Genomic DNA, 18,510 nt, shown 5'->3' on the forward strand with positions numbered 1-18,510 from the left:
CCTCCAGTTTATTTAAGTATGCTGTAGATATAATCCATATCTAGATTTTCTCTTACTATGGATGCTAATTTATCGTATTCAGCCTCTTTTAGTTGCTGATAGTCAACACCTGCGCCCTCTAAACTAAGTCCTTTGGCTTGAGCAATTGAATCAGCAAGTCGGTATGCCAAATCACCATTATCAAAAATACCGTGAACATAAGTCCCCAGGATATTTTTATTTTGAACGAGAATAATATTGCCCTCATCGTCTCTCTCGATTATTTCAGGTAAAGCTGATTCTTGTTCTATGGTAGTAACTCCATTATGAATCTCATAACCTACAAACTCTTCACCAGCAATGCATGAAAAAACGTCAGTCAAATCATCAAAACAATCCTCAGTCTGGCTACGATATTTTTCTCCACTAATGATAGTTTTTAGAGAAAGAAGCTCCATTCCTCTTATAGAACCACCCTCCTCTACCGCCTCAGGGTCTTCCACAATATCTCCCATCATCTGAAAACCACCACAAATACCTACTACAGGCTTATCCATGGCAAAACGCTTAAGCGCTGCCTCCATTCCAGATTCTCTCATCCATCTCAAATCTGAGATTGTATTTTTACTGCCAGGTATAATTACCATATCAGCATCAGTAAGTTCTCTTGGATTTGAAATAAAATTAACCTTTACACCTGGAAGGTTTTCAAAGGGAGCAATATCGGTAAAATTTGAAATCCTAGGTAAACGTACCACTGCGATTTCTATCGTATTTACGGTATCACCATAGTCATAGGTGTTTGATAATCTTTCACTTAGACTATCTTCATCATCTATCATAAGTCTTGCATAGGGAACAGTTCCGACAACAGGTACCTTACCTCGCTCCTCAAGCATTTCTATGCCTGAATCTAAAAGACTTTTATCTCCTCTAAATTTATTAATTATAAGACCTTTTACTCTTTCTCTTTCCTTAGGCTCTAAAAGCTCCAAGGTTCCAAGAAGCTGAGCAAAAACGCCGCCTCTATCTATATCACCCACTAGAAGCACGGGCGCATCGACAAGCTGAGCCATGCCCATATTTACAATATCATCACTCTTAAGATTAATTTCAGCAGGACTGCCTGCTCCTTCTATTACAATGATATCCGCCCATTCTTCAAGCTTATTAAAGGCTGCCATTATATCTGGCACCAATTTTTTCTTAAAAGCGAAATAATCTCTGGCAGACATATTTCCAATGGCTTCACCATTTACAATGACCTGACTGCCTATATCATTTGTTGGCTTTAGCAAAATAGGATTCATGTAAACTGATGGTGCCACACCTGCACACTCGGCCTGCATTGCCTGAGCACGTCCAAGCTCTAATCCATCTGCTGTTACAAAAGAATTTAGAGCCATATTCTGTGACTTAAAGGGCGCCACTTTATAGCCATCCTGCTTGAAAATACGACACAGGGCGCCTACCAAAAGACTCTTTCCTACATTTGACATAGTCCCCTGAATCATTATTACTTTTGACATTCTAATAATATTCCTCTACTGTTTGCCGACTCCGCAAGAAGTCCAAATTCGTTCGAATACAAGATACAATCAATTTTGATTTTTCCTTGAGCTCTAAAGTCCATATAGAACAATATCTTCTCAAGGGCTATATCCATTGTTGGCTGGAGAAATCCTGCCTCATCAATAATATTCAGAGCTTCTTCTGTGTTAAGGCACTCAAGCACTTTTCTGGCTAAATCCCCATCACCGCCTGCTCGTAAAGCACAAGCTGAAAGAATCTCCATTCTGGAATCTGCCTCGTGAGAATGGGTATTCATAATGCCACCAGCCACTTTTATAAGCTTTCCAATATGTCCTGTAATAAGCATAGCTTCAAAACCAAGCCTGCAGCACATATCTACCGTCTCACCAATAAAGTTTGAGCATTTTACACTTTTATCTAAATCGTAGTCGTAACAATCCTTCATGAACTTAAGTCCATAGTTTCCTGGAGTAACAATGGCGGTTTTAAAGCCTAATTCTTTCTTTTGCTTCAACTCTACTTCTATGGTATCTATGAGTGCTTTCGCGCTCATTGGCTCCACAATACCAGTGGTTCCAAGGACTGAAATCCCATTTACAATTCCAAGACGTGGATTAAAGGTCCTACTTGCCAGCTCCACACCCTCTGGAATAGAAATGATTATCTGAAGCTTGCCGTTGAAATCCAAAAGCTTACAAACCTCTGCTACTTCCTTTTCAATCATCTCTCTTGGCACATGATTGATGGCCGCATTCCCAACAGGCTGATCCAGCCCTGGTAAGGTCACTCGTCCTACTCCTTCGCCACCATCAATCTGGATTCCAAGGCTTTGTCCTGCTGCAGCTTCAGCACTTGGTATTTCTATACTCACAGTCGCAGTTACGTGGCAGCCTGTAGTAACATCAGGATCATCTCCACCATCCTTTATTACTGCACAGCTAACTTTTTCTTCCTGTCGATTCACGTCCACGATATCAGCCTTAAACATGATTCCAGCAGGAGTCTCGATTTCTATATTAAGTTTTTCCTGCCCTGTTAGAAGCATATACGCCGCCGCCTTAGCAGCAGCTGCTGCGCAGCTTCCAGTGGTGAATCCTTTTTTCATAATCAATCCATGTTGTAAAGTAACGCATTTACGATAGCAGCCGCGATATTACTGCCACCTTTTCTACCCTCATTTATAATGTATGGGACATTAGAGTTAAGAAATAGCTCTTTGGCTGCAACTACATTTACAAAACCAACTGGAACTCCGATGACAAATTCAGGTGTGAAAGTTCCCGCTTCCATCATTTCATAAAGTGAAATAAGGGCTGTAGGAGCATTTCCGATAGCAAAAATAACAGGCTTACCAAGCCTTGCTGCCCTCTCCATAGATACAGTGGCTCTAGTTACCTGACGTTCCTTTGCTTCTGCAGCCACATCCTCATCTGCCATGAAGCAATGAACCTGTCCTCCAAAGGATGCCAGCTTCTTTTTATTAATTCCAGAGAGTGCCATATTTGTATCAGTTACTATATCAGCACCACTTCTGATAAGCTCTTTTGCCTTTTCAATAGCACCAGCTGAATAACGCATAGTATCAGCGTAATCAAAATCAGCGCTGGTGTGGATAGTGCGCATGGTGATTGGCGCTTCATCAGCTGGTAAGGTGACACCTCTATCTGCCAGCTCCTGAGCGATTATTTCAAAGCTTCTTTTTTCAATTTCATTTGGAAGTACAAATTCTATCTTCATAACGTCTCAATAATACTATTTGAATAAGCCAACAATCCTGAAATAATTTTGTCGCCTGTTCCTTTTGGCATGCTATATATCTTCTCAATATTCGCACCAGTAAAAATCTCTTCAGGTATTCCGATTTTATAAATACTTCCATCACAGATTCCAATAACCTTATCTGCGATAGCAGGAACAAATTCAAGTTCGTGAATAGACATTAGAACAGCTATATTTCGTTCCACAGCAAGTTTCTTGATAACAGACAGAATGTCAATCTTATACTGAATATCAAGGAAGGAGGTTGGCTCATCGAGAATCATTATCTCTGGCTCCTGAGCTATTGCCCTTGCAAGCATAACCCTTTGTCTTTGTCCGTCGCTGATTTTCATAAAATCCTTATCAGCCACATCTTCAGCGCCAACAAGCTTTATGGCCTCGTTAATTATTCTTTTGTCCTCAGCACTTAATATTCCAAGACGGCCAGTATAAGGATATCTGCCAGCTGAAACCACCTCAAAACAAGTCATTAGCTCCGGATGTATTCTTTCTGTCATTACCATTGAAAGCTTTTTGGCAAGCTCATTATCCATGAGTGATTCGTCAATATCACCACTTATAAAAATCTTTCCCGACATCTTTTTCAGTTGTCTTGTAATAGTTTTGAGAATTGTGGATTTTCCTGAACCATTAGGTCCGATTAAAGCAATTATTTCCCCTGGGTAAACACGAAAACTGGCGTCCGAAATAACTGGCTTACCATATCCAACTGTTAAATCTATCGCATTAATTTTTTCCATTTCCTGTCTCCTTACGCTTAATTAAAAGATAGATTACAACAGGCGCAAGTCCAATTGCTGTAACCGCGCTAATACTTAACTCCACAGGTGCAAAGGCAGTGCGGGCTATACAGTCACACACTAATGTAATAATGGCTCCACCTAAGAAACATGCTGGAATCATCACAATAGGCTTTGAGGTTTTCATAACACTTCTCATGATATGAGGTACCGCAATTCCTACAAAAGAAATAGGCCCCGCAAAGGCTGTAACCGTGCCTGACAGCACACTTGAAAGAATGATAAGTGCTATTCTAAGTGCACTTATATTTACACCCATATTTCTTGCATAATTTTCTCCAAGCTGATAAGCCCCAATAGGCTTTGATAAAAAGAAGGTCAAAAACATGGTTGCAGAAATAAAGATTATTGATATATAAACATTTTCCCAACTGATACCTGAAAAACTTCCCAGTGACCAGTTATGTAGATTTACGATATTTGAATCATCCGCAAATGCGATAATAAATTCCGTAATTGCGGAACAGATATATCCTATCATTACACCGCAAACTACAAGCATCGACATATTTCTAACTCTTTTTGACAATAGCAAAACTATTCCCATAGAAATCAGGGAACCTGTAAAAGCATTTATAACCATTCCAGCAGAGCTCATTATTTTCCCCTGCCCTAAATAAACTACCATGGTAAGGGCTACAAAAAGCTTTGCACCGGAAGAAACACCAAGTACGTAAGGTCCTGCGATAGGATTACCAAAGAAAATCTGAAGTAAAAAGCCTGATACAGCCAAGGCTCCACCCAGAATAATAGCTGCTAAAATTCTAGGTAGTCTTATAGAAATAATGATTTTATCAAGATAAGCATCTCCTGAATTAATGAGAGTTTTAAAGATTTGTGGCACAGTAACATCAGCGCTGCCCATTCCTATGCTCAGCACAAATATAATAAAAAGCAATATTATCATTCCCAAAAATTTAATCGTGTAATATCTTTTTTTGTTATTCAATGTCTAATCCTCTAGCTGATAAATAAATGTTAACGACTTATCTTCTTTATCTAAAATATTATGTATATCTTCTATTAATTCTGCCACATCACTGGTTCTTTGAAAATAGCTCTTTTCAATACAATATACTTTATTTTCTTTGACAGCCTTAAAATCTGCCAAAACCTCTGATTTTGTAACTAATTCACTGATGGAAGAAAGTTCTCCTTCAATGGTACTGTTATAAATCAGAACATCAGCATCAGCTGCCTGAAGATAAAAGTCCTCCATGGTAATTTTAGTAGTAGAAACAGCAGAAGTATCTGTGTCCTCTATATTTGCTGGTACATAAATCCCACCAGCCATACCTACCATAGTAGAAATATAGTCTCCTGGTCGTCTCACCACCACTTGACCATTTGATGAAATCGAAAAAACTGCAACTTTTAACCCAGAATTGGTTTTACTCTCCACTTTACCAACTCTTTCTACCTGATTATTAAAGATATCCTCTGCCTCATCTAATTTGTTATATAAAACTCCATAAAGCTTAATCCACTCCAATCGGCCTAGTGGATTTTTCTCGTAACTGGAAAGCTCTACCATAACTGGAACTCCAAGCTCCTCAAGCTTATCTTTAACAGATGGTTTATGATAAATCATGGTATTTTCTATAGCAAAATTACAATTTTCAGTAAGAATAAGCTCATAATCCGGCGCAGAATACTTTCCTGCATAGATAATATCACCACTCTTCATCTTTTCTTTTGCTTCTTTTATATACCAATCCTTACTATCTGTTCCAGATAATCTGATATTATCAAGGGCATCAATTGATGAAATTAAATCCATTACAGAGGTGGAAACCAGATAGGTTTTATCTACTGAATCAATAGGTGTGATATTCGATGATAACCCAGTCATTTTTGAAGCACCTTCGCCAAATAAAAAGTATTGGGTCATATCACCACTTCCAATTGTGATGAAAGAATAGTTCTTATTATTGTCATCCTGATAATTATCTACGGAAAATTGGTTAGCGTACTGCAAAGGCATAGATGAAGTATATTTTAGTTTTGAAGGTAAGAACACCTCATCAGTCTGCTTTTCATTCACTTTTTCCCCTATTGAAGCTTCTGATGATAGAATTGTTCCCGGAGAAAACACCATAAGTGTATATTCTATCTCATGAGGTGTACTCATGGCCGTGGTATCCCCTATCACATCGAAGCTTTCGTCAAAGGATGAAAATGGTATCGTAAATACGGAGTTTTCATCTATATTAGCTTCGTTATCATAGCGAATACCATCCACTACCATATAGTCATAATGTGAGCTGGACCAAACCAGCTTTACAGTATTTCCCTCCTCTGATACTGTTACCTCTGCAGGTGATTCTACTGTAGCTCTTCCACTTCCGCCTTCTAAAGCTATCTCACACTGATAAGTACCAGTCTGAGGGTTATTATCCTTTATTAAATTATCCTTATTAAAAAAGCTGCAGGCTGTAAGACTTAGAGCCAGCACTGCAGCTATTAAACCAAATTTTTTCAAACAAACACCTCAGACCCCGATCTATTCTTCTACAACTGGGTTTGTAACACTTACCTTATGGTCGTACCAAACACCCTTTTCGCCTATAAGAGCAAGATCAAACTCTGTATCTAAAGAAGCTACTGGAACATCGAAGCCGTAAACAGTTTCTGTTGTACCATCTTCGTATGTAACTTCATCCTCAGTTGGTTGAAGCCAGTTAGCCTCATCACTTTCAGCATCAGCTGCAAGACCTAAATAAAGATTAACAACCTTCTTTGACACAAGTGAAATATGAACTGTGGCCTGACCGTCCTTAACAGTAAGAGTACCGTGACCATTCATAGCCTCATTTACATGGAACATGCTGCTGTCTGTGTTGAAATCTACCTGATATACTCCATCCTCAAGATTGATTCCGGCTGTCTCAGTAGCCTCTGTCTCTGTTTTCTCAGCTGGCTCTTCCACCTGCTCAGTTTCTGGAGCTGCTGTCTCCTCTACTGCAGTCTGTTCTTCAGTAACCTCTGCTGCCTTATTTCCACAGCCTACAAGAGAGGCTGCCATTGTCAATACTAATGCTAATGCTAAAAATCTGCTTTTCATTTAATAAATCTCCTATAATACTGCCTTTGTATGCTCAACGTAAATCTTCTGAACCTCTTCGATTCCACCAAGTCCTGAAATCTGGCAATCAACTGACTCGAAACTTCCATCTGCTGTAAACATTGACTTCCAAGAGTCATCATCATCACCAGCCATATCGTTGTTTGCGTGATCACCAGCAACAACCATAAGTGGGCGAAGAACTACCTTAGTGTAACCAGCTTCTTTAACAGCTGCGATAATATTCTCGCAAGATGTCTCCTCTGGCTCACCTTCTACGGTACCGATGAATACGTTCTTATAACCAAGGTCATTCATCTGTGTCTGCATCTGTGAATAAGTAACCTTTGCAGTGTGGCTTGTACCGTGTCCCATAAATACAAATGCAACACCTTCATCAGCTGCAGCATCAAGACTGTCAAAACCACCTACAGAAACAGCTTCAGCTACAACTGCCTTTGCAACTGTTTCCTTATCCTTATTAACCTCAGCTGCGTCTTTGCCAACCTGACCAAGAAGTGGCTCAGCTACCTTTACTAACTCAAACTTATCTGCATAAGCATCAACTGCTTCCATAAGCTCATCATACTCTGCGCCGTGCATAAGGTGTGTAGGCTGTACAACAAGGTTCTTAACACCATTATCTACTGCTCTGTCGAGAGCCTGCTTTACATTATCAATCTTTTCATTATCACGAGCCAAAATGTGATTGATGATAATCTGTGCTGTAAATGCACGTCTTACTGACCAATCTGGATTAGCCTCTGCGATAGCCTTTTCTACACCGCCGATATCATTTACACGGCTATCATTGAATGATGTACCAAAGCTAACAACAAGAATCTCGTTCTCACCGATTTCATCCTGATTTAAAGGATCATCCTTAGATGCATCACCTGTATCTCTACCAAAGTAATCTGGATCAGCATCCTCGCCCTCAACTAATTCCTTCTGAGCATCTGTAAGTGCATCCCAAGCTTCCTTAGCTGCCTTACACTGTGCTTCTGTGTCCTCTGTCCACTCCTGAACATAAATTGCATCAATAAGCTCTGCTACCTTCATAGCTGCCTCCTCGTCAGATTCGCCCTCTGTTGCAGCTGTTGTCTCAGGAGTCTCTGATGTCTCTCCTTTATTTGCTGTCTGTCCACATGCTGTAAAAGCCATAGCAGCTACCATCAGCATCGCAATTGAAGATAATACTTTTCTTTTCATATATTGCTTCCTCCATTTCTATAATGTGCGGACGCAAATCTAAAAAGGGCCGCAAAATGCGACCCTCAATTCAATCAAAATCATGAATTAAGATTCGAAAGTCCGCAAATCATTAATTTAAGAATAGGCAGGTCTCCTGACTTCGATCATCATCTACATTCTCTTCCCAAGCAGCGCTCAGTGACATAAATGTAAACTCCCTGACACAGTGACGGCTTCGTTCTGGATTCTCACCAGATTCCCTTTTCACCCATACCAACTTCGTAAATACGAAATCTATAGGCACCTAAACTTTAAAAATTATTAAATTCTAAGAAAAGTTACCATATTTAACACACTATGTCAAACCTAAGAACCGTCATTCTTTATTGTGATAACCGAAACTGCAAAAGCAATATTATCGTTAACAGGATTCTGACCAATCCTTTTAATATATACATCAATTATAAGTCCTGCTTCTTTTGCGTCTTCAACAAGAACCCAGTCTTTGCTATCGGTACTTTCCACAGCACATAAAAACTGATCTGATGGAAGGGCTTTTTGCTTAATCATTATGTGACCAAGATCAGATTGTTCTATATATCCCAATTTTACAAGGAAGCTTGCAAAAGATTTATTATATCGAACAACATATAATCCATCTTCTCTTAGTTCCAAAATACCTGTTGGTATCTGACCCAAGAACTCATTAGATCCCCAGTTATTATCCGCTTCTACGTCAGGTTCCATTACATTAGTACGAGTGATAGCGTCATAATAATCTACTTCAGATTCTTGCTCAATCACATTGCCTACATTGGTCTCCGTAATTGTGTACCACTCTTCCAGCGGTATAGGCTTTGCAAAATGAAAGCCCTGTAACTTTCCAGCTCCTATTTCTCTGAGGAATTTAACCTGATCTGCAGTTTCAACGCCTTCTACAACTGTATCGATTCCAAGCTTTCTAGCCATCTGAATAAGTTGCGTCATAATAACGTGATTTCTTTTATTTGTAGAAAACTCACGCATAAAACTCATATCAAACTTAATCAAATCAACATCGAATTTTTGAAGCATATTGAGGGATGAATATCCACTTCCAAAATCGTCCATCCATACCTTAAAGCCTGCTTCATGGAACCTTCTGATTTGCTCAATTACAAAACCAATTTCTAATTCAGAAACACTTTCCGTTATCTCTATAGTAATTTTATCAGGCGCAATTGACGACTTCTCTACCCTCTTTTTTATTTCTTCAACTATATCACACAGCTGAAAGTCAAATCTTGATAGGTTTATAGATACAGGAACAATAGGATATCCCTTCTTTTCAACCTCCTCTAAATCCCGTAAAACACAATCAAGAATATATAAATCTAACTTATGAATAAGCTTAATATCTTCTAATACATATATGAAATACTGAGGTGGGATTAATCCCCTAACCGGATCTATCCATCTTGCCAATGCTTCTTCATCACAAGCCTGTCCATTTACAGATCTGATTATCTGCTGGTAGTATGGTTTAATCCAGCCTTCCTCCATAGCTCTATCAAAATTATTAATTACATACTCGTAGTTCGTTGCTGACTCATGAATGTTGGCATCATAATAAGAATACTTTGAAACATAGGCCCCCTTTTCTCTATCACTTGCCATCTTTGCTCTATCAAAAGCAGTTGAAGCAGAAATCTCCTCAAAGGCATCAGAATATATACCAACATGTATCGGAACCGTTCTTCCCTCATTGGCATACTTCATATCCTCAAACATTTTTTTTAGAATATCCTCCAAGCCTTCGGATTTTGTATAAACTGCAAAATGATCAGACCCCATTCGTCCGCAATTTTCATTAGTAAAATAGTTTTTTAAAGTGTTAGCGGTGGCAATTATAAGATTATCGCCCTCTCTCAGACCATACTTTTCATTAAAATATTTCATACCTGTCAAATCAAAAAATACCATTGCAGGTGCATGGCCCTCTTTGCGATATCTTCTACCTCCAGCTTCTGCCAGCTGAAGGAAATAAGACATATTTGGTAAGCCTGTAAGAGTATCATAGAAATTGTCTCTTATCAGACTTTCCTTTGTCATAATATCATCGAAATTAGAAGCCAGTTTTTCTGTGAGCGGATTATCACTATTCAGCCCTTCTACCATGTATATAGTAGATGAAAGCATGGTTCCGTTAGGCGTAAAGAAATGTTCTCCATGAGAATGTAAAATAACATAATCATTTATTAACTTTGACATAGTTCTATAAACACAGTCAAAATTATCTCCACCAGCAGCGAATTTTAATGCAGCATCTGCAACTCTGGCTTTGTCATCTGGATGAGTGTCTTTATACATATCATCATCTAAATATGCAGTGACATCTTTTCGCTCCATTCCCATAAGCTTACACATGCCATCTGTAACTAAAAGCGTCACTACTCGCTTGTCTATATACTGATATATTGCCATGGCAATATTTAATTGCTCAAGAGCAGCTCTTTCAATTTCCCCGAACTGATACTTCTCCATTGTTCTAATACCCCCCGGTCGCACAAAATAAACAGGCAGACATTACCCATCTTTTGCTAGTATAAAAAAAAATAATGAATTAACTGTTAAAAATACAATCAATTCATTATTTTTTATAATAATTTGTTACTATTCAAAATTATTTTATATCAAACTGTTCTCGAAGTTCCTGAGCCTTTCTTTCTACCTCTTCAATAAATTCTCTGGAAGATATTAATCTGGCTCCTGCTCCTCGAATAATAACCTGTTCAAGACCATCTGAGGTAACTACTGAAATATCATACTTCTTGCCATGCTCATGTGTAAATCGTTCAATATAAGCATCTGCAGTCTGTGCCTCTGCTGTAAAAACCTGATGAATATTCAGATAATCCGAGGCAGTCACCTCATGCCCCTTAACTCGGTATGCATCAAATACTGCAATAACATTATAATCTGTCATAGCCTTATAATTGCTAAGAATATCAAGAAGCTTTCCTCTTGCTCCATCAAGATTCACGTCTAAAACAGCCTTTAACTCAGGCCATGCATATATCAGGTTATAGCCATCCACAAGAAGATATTTTTCTCTGGCTTTGACTTCCTTCGGCGCTGTATACACATAATCAGAATCTACACGTCTTGGTCTGCTACTTTCTCCGTAATGCCAACCCTTTTTAGGATTCTTTCCGTGATTGCTATGAGTAGCCATGTGAAGAATCTTATCTATCTCATCTGGATCAAGCCACTCCTCAACTGAATGATTCATTCTTTTTGTAACCACAACCTCTGAATCATCCGATGTTTTCTGACTTCGACATGGGACATGGCAATTTTCTTTGACTTCGTCCCAATTAACAATGACCGCACTACCGTGAGAACAAAAAACTGAAGAAGATGGATTATCTACATCAGAATCCGGGGTATATCCTATAAGCTCCTTCACTTCCTGACTGTTATGGCAAGGCAAATATCCGTGGAAGGTAAGTGACAGCTGTCCTTCCCCCTTGGTATAGGTAATTAGTTTGGATTGATAATTTCTTATCTCCGAAGCAGGCGCCGTGCCTGTAAGCTTAGACATACCATTGTAATCTTCTGGGACATCAAAAGAACCAGACATAGTTTCTATTTCAGTCATTGCCCTTCCAATAGCATCTGATGGTACTAGAAGTTCAAATTTATAATATGGCTCTAAAATAGTGGTACCAACCTCCATAAGTCCTTGTCTTATGGCTCTGTAGGTAGCTTCTCTAAAATCCCCACCTTCTGTATGCTTTATGTGTGAACGACCACCTATTACTGTGAATTTAATGTCAGTTAAAGGCGCTCCTATTTCAACTCCTAAATGTTCCTTCTCAAGAATGTGAGTTTCAATTAGTCTTTGCCAATTAAGAGCTAAATCATCTGTGGCAACATCAGTTTCAACTACTATTCCACTGCCTGCTGCTAATGGTTCCATCAAGATATGAGCTTCTGCGTAATGTCTCAAAGGCTCAAAATGACCAACACCTTCCACTGGCTCAGAAATAGTTTCTTTATAGAGGACACCAGCTTCTTCAAATTCAATGTCATAATTTAATTCTTTTTTTATTTTATTAATAAGAATTTCTGTCTGAACCTCCCCCATAAGATTCATTTTTATCTCTTCTTTATGAGTATCCCAACTTACATTTAAAGATGGATCTTCCTCATTAAGTGCAAGTAGCTTTGGATATGCCAGCTTTGGCACTGTGCCATCTGTAAACACAAGCTTGTATTGAAGAACCGGTCTAAGCATAAGCTCCATCCTGTCGTCTTCAGTTCCAAGCCCCTGACCTGGAAAGGTAGCCTTAGGTCCAACAATAGCAACCACATCACCTGCTTCCGCTTTTTCCACTTGCTGGTATTTTAGACCTGAATATATTCGAAGCTCGTTTACTTTTTCTCCATTAGGAAGAACTTCTTTTACTTTAAGCGCTCCGCCAGTTATTTTAGTAAAGGTAAGTCGGGCATCTCTACCAAGGCTTTCTATTTTATAAATTCGAGCACCGAAATCCTGCTCTCTCTCCATGCCTTCTGAAAGAGAAGCCATAAAAGCCATCAGCTCAGTGACACCTTCATTTTTCATGGCAGAGCCAGAAAAAACCGGAAATACTTTTCGTGATAATACCATCCTGTTTATGGTCTTCTGACACAAATCCTCTGTCTCTAAGAATTCCTCCATGGCAGCTTCATCTTCCATAGACATTGATTCCTTATCCGAAAAAACAACACATCTGTCAGAAAGCTGTGTCTTCAAATCAGTAATAACTTCATCGAGATTTGCTGTATCCATATCCATCTTATTAACAAAGATGATTGTAGGAATATTATTCTTTTCGAGGAGTCTGAAGATAGTTTTTGTATGAGACTGAACGCCATCAGTTCCAGATATCAAAAGAATTGCATAATCAAGTGCCCATATTGCTCTTTCCACCTCAGTGGCAAAATCCACATGCCCTGGTGTATCTAATAGAGTAATAGACTGATTATTGTATTGAAAAACTGCAGGCTTTGAAAAGATAGTTATTCCTCTGGTCTTTTCCTGCGAATCAGTATCCAAAAAAGCGTCCCCGTGGTCTACTCGACCAATGGACGCTATCTGGCCTGCATTATACAGAATTGCTTCAGACAATGTAGTTTTACCCGCATCTACATGTGCCATTATTCCCCATACAGATTTCATTAATTATAACCTCTAAATCCCTTACCAATTATCTCACTTGAGTTGGTAATTGCTATAAATGCAGAAGGCTGATTTCTTCTAATAAAATTCTTCAGCTCTACTGCCTGCTGTCTTTTAAGAATAGTGAGGATTACTGTCTTTTCCTGGTGACCATAAGCCCCCACTGCCTTATAGACGGTAGCTCCCTTTCCAAGATCGTTCATAATAAAATTAACGATAGGTTCTGGATCACTACAGATAATAGTGAAATACTTTGCAAGGTTAATATTTTCTATTGTCTCATCAACCACAAGTGATTTAGCCAAAAGACCTACAAGAGAAAAAAGTCCTGTTTGCACATTAAATACCAGACAAGCACATGCTACGATAAATACATCTGACATAAACAATGCTGTACCAATATCAACCTTTGTATATTTCTTTAATATCATTGCAACTATGTCGGTACCACCTGAGGAAGCTCCGAGATTAAAGAAAATTGCTGATGAAAACGCTGGCAGCGCCACAGCAAATAACAACTCCAATACAGGCTCATCTGTAAGTGGCCCATCCATAGGACATACCATTTCAAGAATTCTTGGACCAAAAGAAACCAGCAAAGTAATATATGTTGTCTTCACTCCAAATTTCTTGCCAAAAACTAAAAAGCCAATAACAAGAAGGATCATGTTGATTATCAAATTGATATTACCAGGTGTTCTTGGCAAAAGCTCAGCCAGCACAATAGAAATACCACTGACACCACCAAAAGAAAAATGATTAGGGAATTTGAAAAAATAAATTCCTATAACCATAACTATTGAAGCTATAGTAAACATGATAAACTCATATATATCCTGTTTATGTTTATAAATTCTATGAAGCATATAATTCTCCTTTTATCCTACTAAGGATTTATCCAAGTATTCTTAGTCCCTTAGGATAATGATTTTTGATTTGACCCTTTACAGCCTTTCCCCAGCCTACCGAAAAACCATCCACTGTCATAAGTGTCCAACCATCCTTTACATCAGCCATTACAGACTGGCCTCTAAGATAATTCTGAATCTCCTGGCTTTCTGAAGATAAATTAAAGCTATTTTTAACTTCTTCATTGGTAAGTGCTAAAGCCAAGGCATGGCTTGGTTCAAATCTATTTTTCTTAAGTGTACCAAGGAAAAGTCCTCCTCGCAACACATGAAGTCCATTAAAGTCTGGGCAATTTTCTGGAAGTCTATAAAGTAAATCTCCCAATAATAACAAATTATCATCCCAGCTGTCATTTAACGTTTCTTTTACAAAAATCAAATAATCATTTAATATCTTGTTGTTTATCTTTTTGGTATTGAAAACGCTGCGGTTTAAAGAGCATTCCTCTCTTCTTCCTTCTTTATCAGCCTTTTCAAGGAGAGCTGCGTAATGCCCCTCTCCCTTCACCTCGTGTGGCCACAAGCGCCTTTCCTCAATAAGAGTCATATCTGGATGACGACTTATGAAAGCAGCTACAGCCTCCTCATCCTCCAATTTAGCAAAGGTGCAGGTGCTATAGCACATCCTTCCGCCAGGAATAAGCATCTCATATGCTCTATCCAATATTTCTGCCTGTCTGTCAGCACACATCTCCACTGACTCTAAAGACCACTCTGTACAGGCATCATGATTCTTTCTGAACATTCCCTCACCAGAACATGGTGCATCTACCATTATTTTATCAAAATACTCTGGAAATGTATCTGCAAGCTTATCAGGATATTCGGAAGTAACTATGCAATTTCTTATGCCAAGTCTTTCAACATTTTCAGATAGAATCTTGGCTCTGTTCTTCATTGGCTCGTTAGAAATCAGTATACCCTCGCCATTTAGATAACCTGCTATCTGAGTAGACTTTCCTCCTGGAGCTGCACACAAATCAAGGCATACGTCTCCTGGCTCAGGTGAAAGCATCTCCACTGGAAGCTGCGCAGAGGCATCCTGAATATAATATACTCCTGCAGCATGATATGGATGAAGACCTGGACGTGCCTCATCCTCATAATAATATCCGTTCTTACTCCACTCCACCTTTCCTGTGAGCATATCAGACATAGTGTCTACAGCTGAAACATCTGCCTTTACAGGATTGAATCTCAGTGCTGATATCTTATTTTCCTCGTAAGAACGCAAAAACGCATGGAAGTCAGGACCTAAGTCCTGCTCCATGCGATTAACAAAATCAATTGGTAAAAAAGATGTGTCCATTTACATACGCTCCGGTGCATTGAAACCGAGAAGGTTAATAGCCTTTTCAAGAACGCCCTTTGTAAGCCATAAGAGCTTCAGGTAGCTGGCCTTAACTGTCTCGTCCTCCTCAGCCAAAATCTTTGTATCATGATAAAATCTGTTGAATGCATTAGCTAAATCGTAGATGTAAGCGCAAATCTTGTGTGGTGCCATCTCCTCATAAGCTGATGTAAGAGCTGCCATGAACTTTGTGAGCTCAAGCTGAAGAGCACGCTCTGACTCAGAATGTGCTGGAAGAATAGCTCCGTCAAATGAGCTAACTCCTGCCTTTGTGAGGATTGATTTACAACGTACGATTGTATAAAGAATATATGGGCCTGTGTTTCCTTCTGCTGAAGTGAAACGATCAATATCAAAGATATAATCCTTTGACGCCTGATTTGAAAGATCGCCATATTTAACAGCTGAAAGACCTACAATCTGAGCAGTCTTTTCTGCTTCTTCATCGTTCATAGTGCCGTTCTCTTTAATCTTCTCAAGCATCTTCTCTTCTACTTCCTGAAGAAGGTACTCAAGACGCATAACGCCACCCTGACGTGTCTTGAAAGGCTTTCCATCCTTACCATTCATAGTACCGAAGCCTACGAAGTAAAGGTTCTTATCTGCTGGTACAATACCAGTCTTCTTTGCACAACGGAATACCTGTGTAAAGTAAAGCTCCTGACGCTTATCAACAACATAGATAACTGAATCTGGATTGTAATCCTTCATGCGCCATACAAGTGTTGCAAGGTCAGTTGTATTGTAAAGAGATGCTCCGTCTGATTTAAGAATCATACATGGTGGAACCTCTTTTGTATCTGTTTCTTCCTTAACATCTACTACAAGAGCACCCTCTGAAATGTATGCGAAGCCATCATCCTTCATCTTCTGAACCATATCAGGAATGTAAGGCTGTGCATCGCTTTCGCCCTTCCAAAGGTCGAAGTCTACATCAAGCTTTTCGTAGTTGCGCTTAAGGTCTGTAACTGAAACGTTAAGAATATGTTTAAGGAGTGCCTGATAGCCCTTTCTTCCATGCTGAAGCTCATAAGTAGCTGTCATAGCTGCTTCCTTATAGGCAGGATCCTCTTTTGATTTTCCTGATGCACATGGATAAATCTCCTCTAGCTCTGTAATAGTAAATGGTGGCTCTACAGGATATTCTCCATCGTAATTCTCATCAAAATAAACAAGCTCTGGCTTGCGAAGTTTAAGCTCTGTGATGATAAGACCCATCTGAAGACCCCAGTCACCAAGATGAACATCACCAATCACTTCATCTCCCATAAAGCGAGCTGTACGCTTAATAGACTCACCAATGATTGCAGAACGAAGGTGTCCAACGTGAAGTGGCTTTGCAACATTTGGTCCGCCGTAATCTATCATAACCTTCTTTGGTGAAGAAACTTTGTCTACTCCAAAGCGCTCAGAATCCTCTGCCATGCTAGAAACAAAAGCTGCAATAAATTCATCTGAAAGGTTCATATTAATGAAACCTGGAGGGCAAGCCTCACACTTTGAAAACATGCTGTTTCCTGCAAGCTTTTCTGCTACCTCACCTGCAATGGCGATAGGAGCTTTTTTATATTCCTTTGCAGCTGCAAGTGCACCATTACACTGAAACTGGCAAAGATCTGGACGGTTTGAAAGAGAAACCATTCCATATTTCTCGTCGTATCCACAGGCTGTAAAACCTGCGACAACTTCTTCCTTAATCTGCTGAAGAATCGCTTTCATTCTTATCCTCCATATGTAATCTATTTATATGTTTACTTAAAAAAGTCAAATCCACGGTGCTAAATTATAACATAAAAAAGAGAATCCCACAATCGCGGGATTCTCAATAAATCAAGGATTATATACCAATATAATTCAAGATATAAATCACAAAAATAATTCCCAGACCGATTGTGTTAAGAACAAGTAATCTCTCCTTTATCTCCTGTCTGAGTTTCACCTGATTAAGTGTCTCCTGAATACCATTAAGCTTTGCTTCCAAAACATCGCACTTCTGCTCTATAGGCAAACTAATCTCCTCGATGTTTTCCCGAATGGTACTCTTTAACTGCTTCGCGATATTTCCATTCTCCTCAGGCTGTTCTAGATCCTTGGCATCAATAAGCTTTTCAAGCACAGAGATACTGTCCTTCAGCCGTGTAAACTCTTCTTTAATATCACGCTCTGCAAAATCAGATAAATCGATAATATTTTCTTCGCTAATCATGCTTATTCCCCTTTCCATCTAGAGTTATGCAATAATTTTACCACTTTATTCACAAAAAGAGTATAATATTTCTATGAACTTTTTAGAGGAAGGAGCATCTAAATATGTTAGAAATCGGAATGAAGGGCAATGCAGAAACAGTCGTCACTCTGGACAACACTGCTAAAGCTTTTACCAGTGGAGCTCTTGAGGTTTTTGCAACACCAGCAATGATTTCTCTTATGGAGGAAACCTGCTGGAAAATGATACAGCCAGAGTTGGAGGAAGGCCTTGGGTCTGTAGGTACTAAGGTTGATGTGAGTCACATGGCACCAAGTGCCATCGGAATGACTGTCATGTGTGAAGCAACTCTTATCAATATTGATGGTCGCAAGCTTACCTTCGAGGTAGTTTGTTCCGATGAGAACGGAATGATTGGAATGGGAACCCACGAACGCTTCATCATCAACAATGAAAAGTTTATGCAGAAAGCAAATGGACACAAATAAAA

General features: G+C 39.1%; 15 protein-coding genes and 1 riboswitch. Of the genes, 1 reads left to right on the forward strand and 14 read right to left on the reverse strand.

All coding sequences use genetic code 11. The annotated features are described in order from the left end of the window. Positions 1 to 8 precede the first annotated feature (8 nt). The 14 genes from BMZ41_RS02405 to BMZ41_RS02470 form a co-directional block, all read right to left on the reverse strand. Entirely contained in the window at positions 9 to 1,508 is a 1,500-nt protein-coding gene (locus BMZ41_RS02405) for a cobyric acid synthase (protein WP_090526695.1), read from the reverse strand. Continuing rightward, positions 1,496 to 2,617, reverse strand: coding sequence for a cobalt-precorrin-5B (C(1))-methyltransferase CbiD (cbiD, locus tag BMZ41_RS02410; protein ID WP_090526697.1), 1,122 nt, complete (start codon positions 2,615 to 2,617; stop codon positions 1,496 to 1,498). Before cbiD ends, BMZ41_RS02405 begins: the two co-directional genes overlap by 13 nt. A gap of 2 nt (positions 2,618 to 2,619) precedes the next feature. After that, positions 2,620 to 3,249, reverse strand: a complete 630-nt coding sequence (locus BMZ41_RS02415; RefSeq protein ID WP_090165889.1) for a precorrin-8X methylmutase — start codon at positions 3,247 to 3,249, stop codon at positions 2,620 to 2,622. Beyond that, positions 3,246 to 4,031, reverse strand: coding sequence for an ABC transporter ATP-binding protein (locus BMZ41_RS02420; RefSeq protein WP_090526699.1), 786 nt, complete (start codon positions 4,029 to 4,031; stop codon positions 3,246 to 3,248). The genes BMZ41_RS02415 and BMZ41_RS02420 overlap by 4 nt, the downstream gene beginning before the upstream one ends. Beyond that, positions 4,018 to 4,998: a FecCD family ABC transporter permease gene (locus tag BMZ41_RS02425; RefSeq protein ID WP_090526808.1), complete on the reverse strand. Its 981-nt coding sequence runs from the start codon at positions 4,996 to 4,998 to the stop codon at positions 4,018 to 4,020. Before BMZ41_RS02425 ends, BMZ41_RS02420 begins: the two co-directional genes overlap by 14 nt. Before the next feature lie 45 nt (positions 4,999 to 5,043). Continuing rightward, a complete protein-coding gene (locus BMZ41_RS02430) occupies positions 5,044 to 6,573 on the reverse strand; it encodes an ABC transporter substrate-binding protein (protein ID WP_242942001.1) in 1,530 nt (509 codons plus the stop codon). A 21-nt stretch (positions 6,574 to 6,594) separates the two neighbouring features. Continuing rightward, positions 6,595 to 7,155, reverse strand: coding sequence for a hypothetical protein (locus BMZ41_RS02435; RefSeq protein ID WP_090526701.1), 561 nt, complete (start codon positions 7,153 to 7,155; stop codon positions 6,595 to 6,597). Between the two features lie 12 nt (positions 7,156 to 7,167). Next, complete coding sequence (locus tag BMZ41_RS02440) at positions 7,168 to 8,367, reverse strand: sirohydrochlorin cobaltochelatase (protein ID WP_090526704.1); 1,200 nt, start codon at positions 8,365 to 8,367, stop codon at positions 7,168 to 7,170. A 109-nt stretch (positions 8,368 to 8,476) separates the two neighbouring features. Further along, positions 8,477 to 8,672: riboswitch (cobalamin riboswitch) on the reverse strand. 43 nt (positions 8,673 to 8,715) lie between these two features. Next, positions 8,716 to 10,872: an EAL domain-containing protein gene (locus tag BMZ41_RS02445; protein WP_090526706.1), complete on the reverse strand. Its 2,157-nt coding sequence runs from the start codon at positions 10,870 to 10,872 to the stop codon at positions 8,716 to 8,718. A gap of 139 nt (positions 10,873 to 11,011) precedes the next feature. After that, positions 11,012 to 13,555 (reverse strand): translation factor GTPase family protein, encoded by a 2,544-nt coding sequence (locus tag BMZ41_RS02450; protein ID WP_090165879.1) that lies wholly within the window; start codon positions 13,553 to 13,555, stop codon positions 11,012 to 11,014. Further along, on the reverse strand, positions 13,555 to 14,421 hold the full coding sequence (locus BMZ41_RS02455) for a YitT family protein (RefSeq protein WP_090526708.1): 867 nt from the start codon (positions 14,419 to 14,421) through the stop codon (positions 13,555 to 13,557). Before BMZ41_RS02455 ends, BMZ41_RS02450 begins: the two co-directional genes overlap by 1 nt. A 28-nt stretch (positions 14,422 to 14,449) precedes the next feature. Next, positions 14,450 to 15,772 carry an RsmB/NOP family class I SAM-dependent RNA methyltransferase gene (locus tag BMZ41_RS02460; protein ID WP_090526710.1) on the reverse strand — a complete coding sequence of 441 codons (1,323 nt, stop codon included), beginning with the start codon at positions 15,770 to 15,772 and terminating at the stop codon, positions 14,450 to 14,452. Continuing rightward, positions 15,773 to 17,533 carry an arginine--tRNA ligase gene (gene argS, locus BMZ41_RS02465; protein ID WP_090526712.1) on the reverse strand — a complete coding sequence of 587 codons (1,761 nt, stop codon included), beginning with the start codon at positions 17,531 to 17,533 and terminating at the stop codon, positions 15,773 to 15,775. A 118-nt stretch (positions 17,534 to 17,651) separates the two neighbouring features. After that, entirely contained in the window at positions 17,652 to 18,020 is a 369-nt protein-coding gene (locus BMZ41_RS02470) for a hypothetical protein (protein WP_090165870.1), read from the reverse strand. Positions 18,021 to 18,124: 104 nt separating this feature from the next. Here BMZ41_RS02470 and BMZ41_RS02475 point away from each other — a divergent pair, with 104 nt between their 5' ends. Beyond that, positions 18,125 to 18,508, forward strand: coding sequence for a thioesterase family protein (locus tag BMZ41_RS02475; protein WP_090165869.1), 384 nt, complete (start codon positions 18,125 to 18,127; stop codon positions 18,506 to 18,508). Positions 18,509 to 18,510 lie beyond the last annotated feature (2 nt).

It is taken from the genome of Pseudobutyrivibrio sp. UC1225 (assembly GCF_900115215.1).
GTDB lineage: Bacteria > Bacillota > Clostridia > Lachnospirales > Lachnospiraceae > Pseudobutyrivibrio.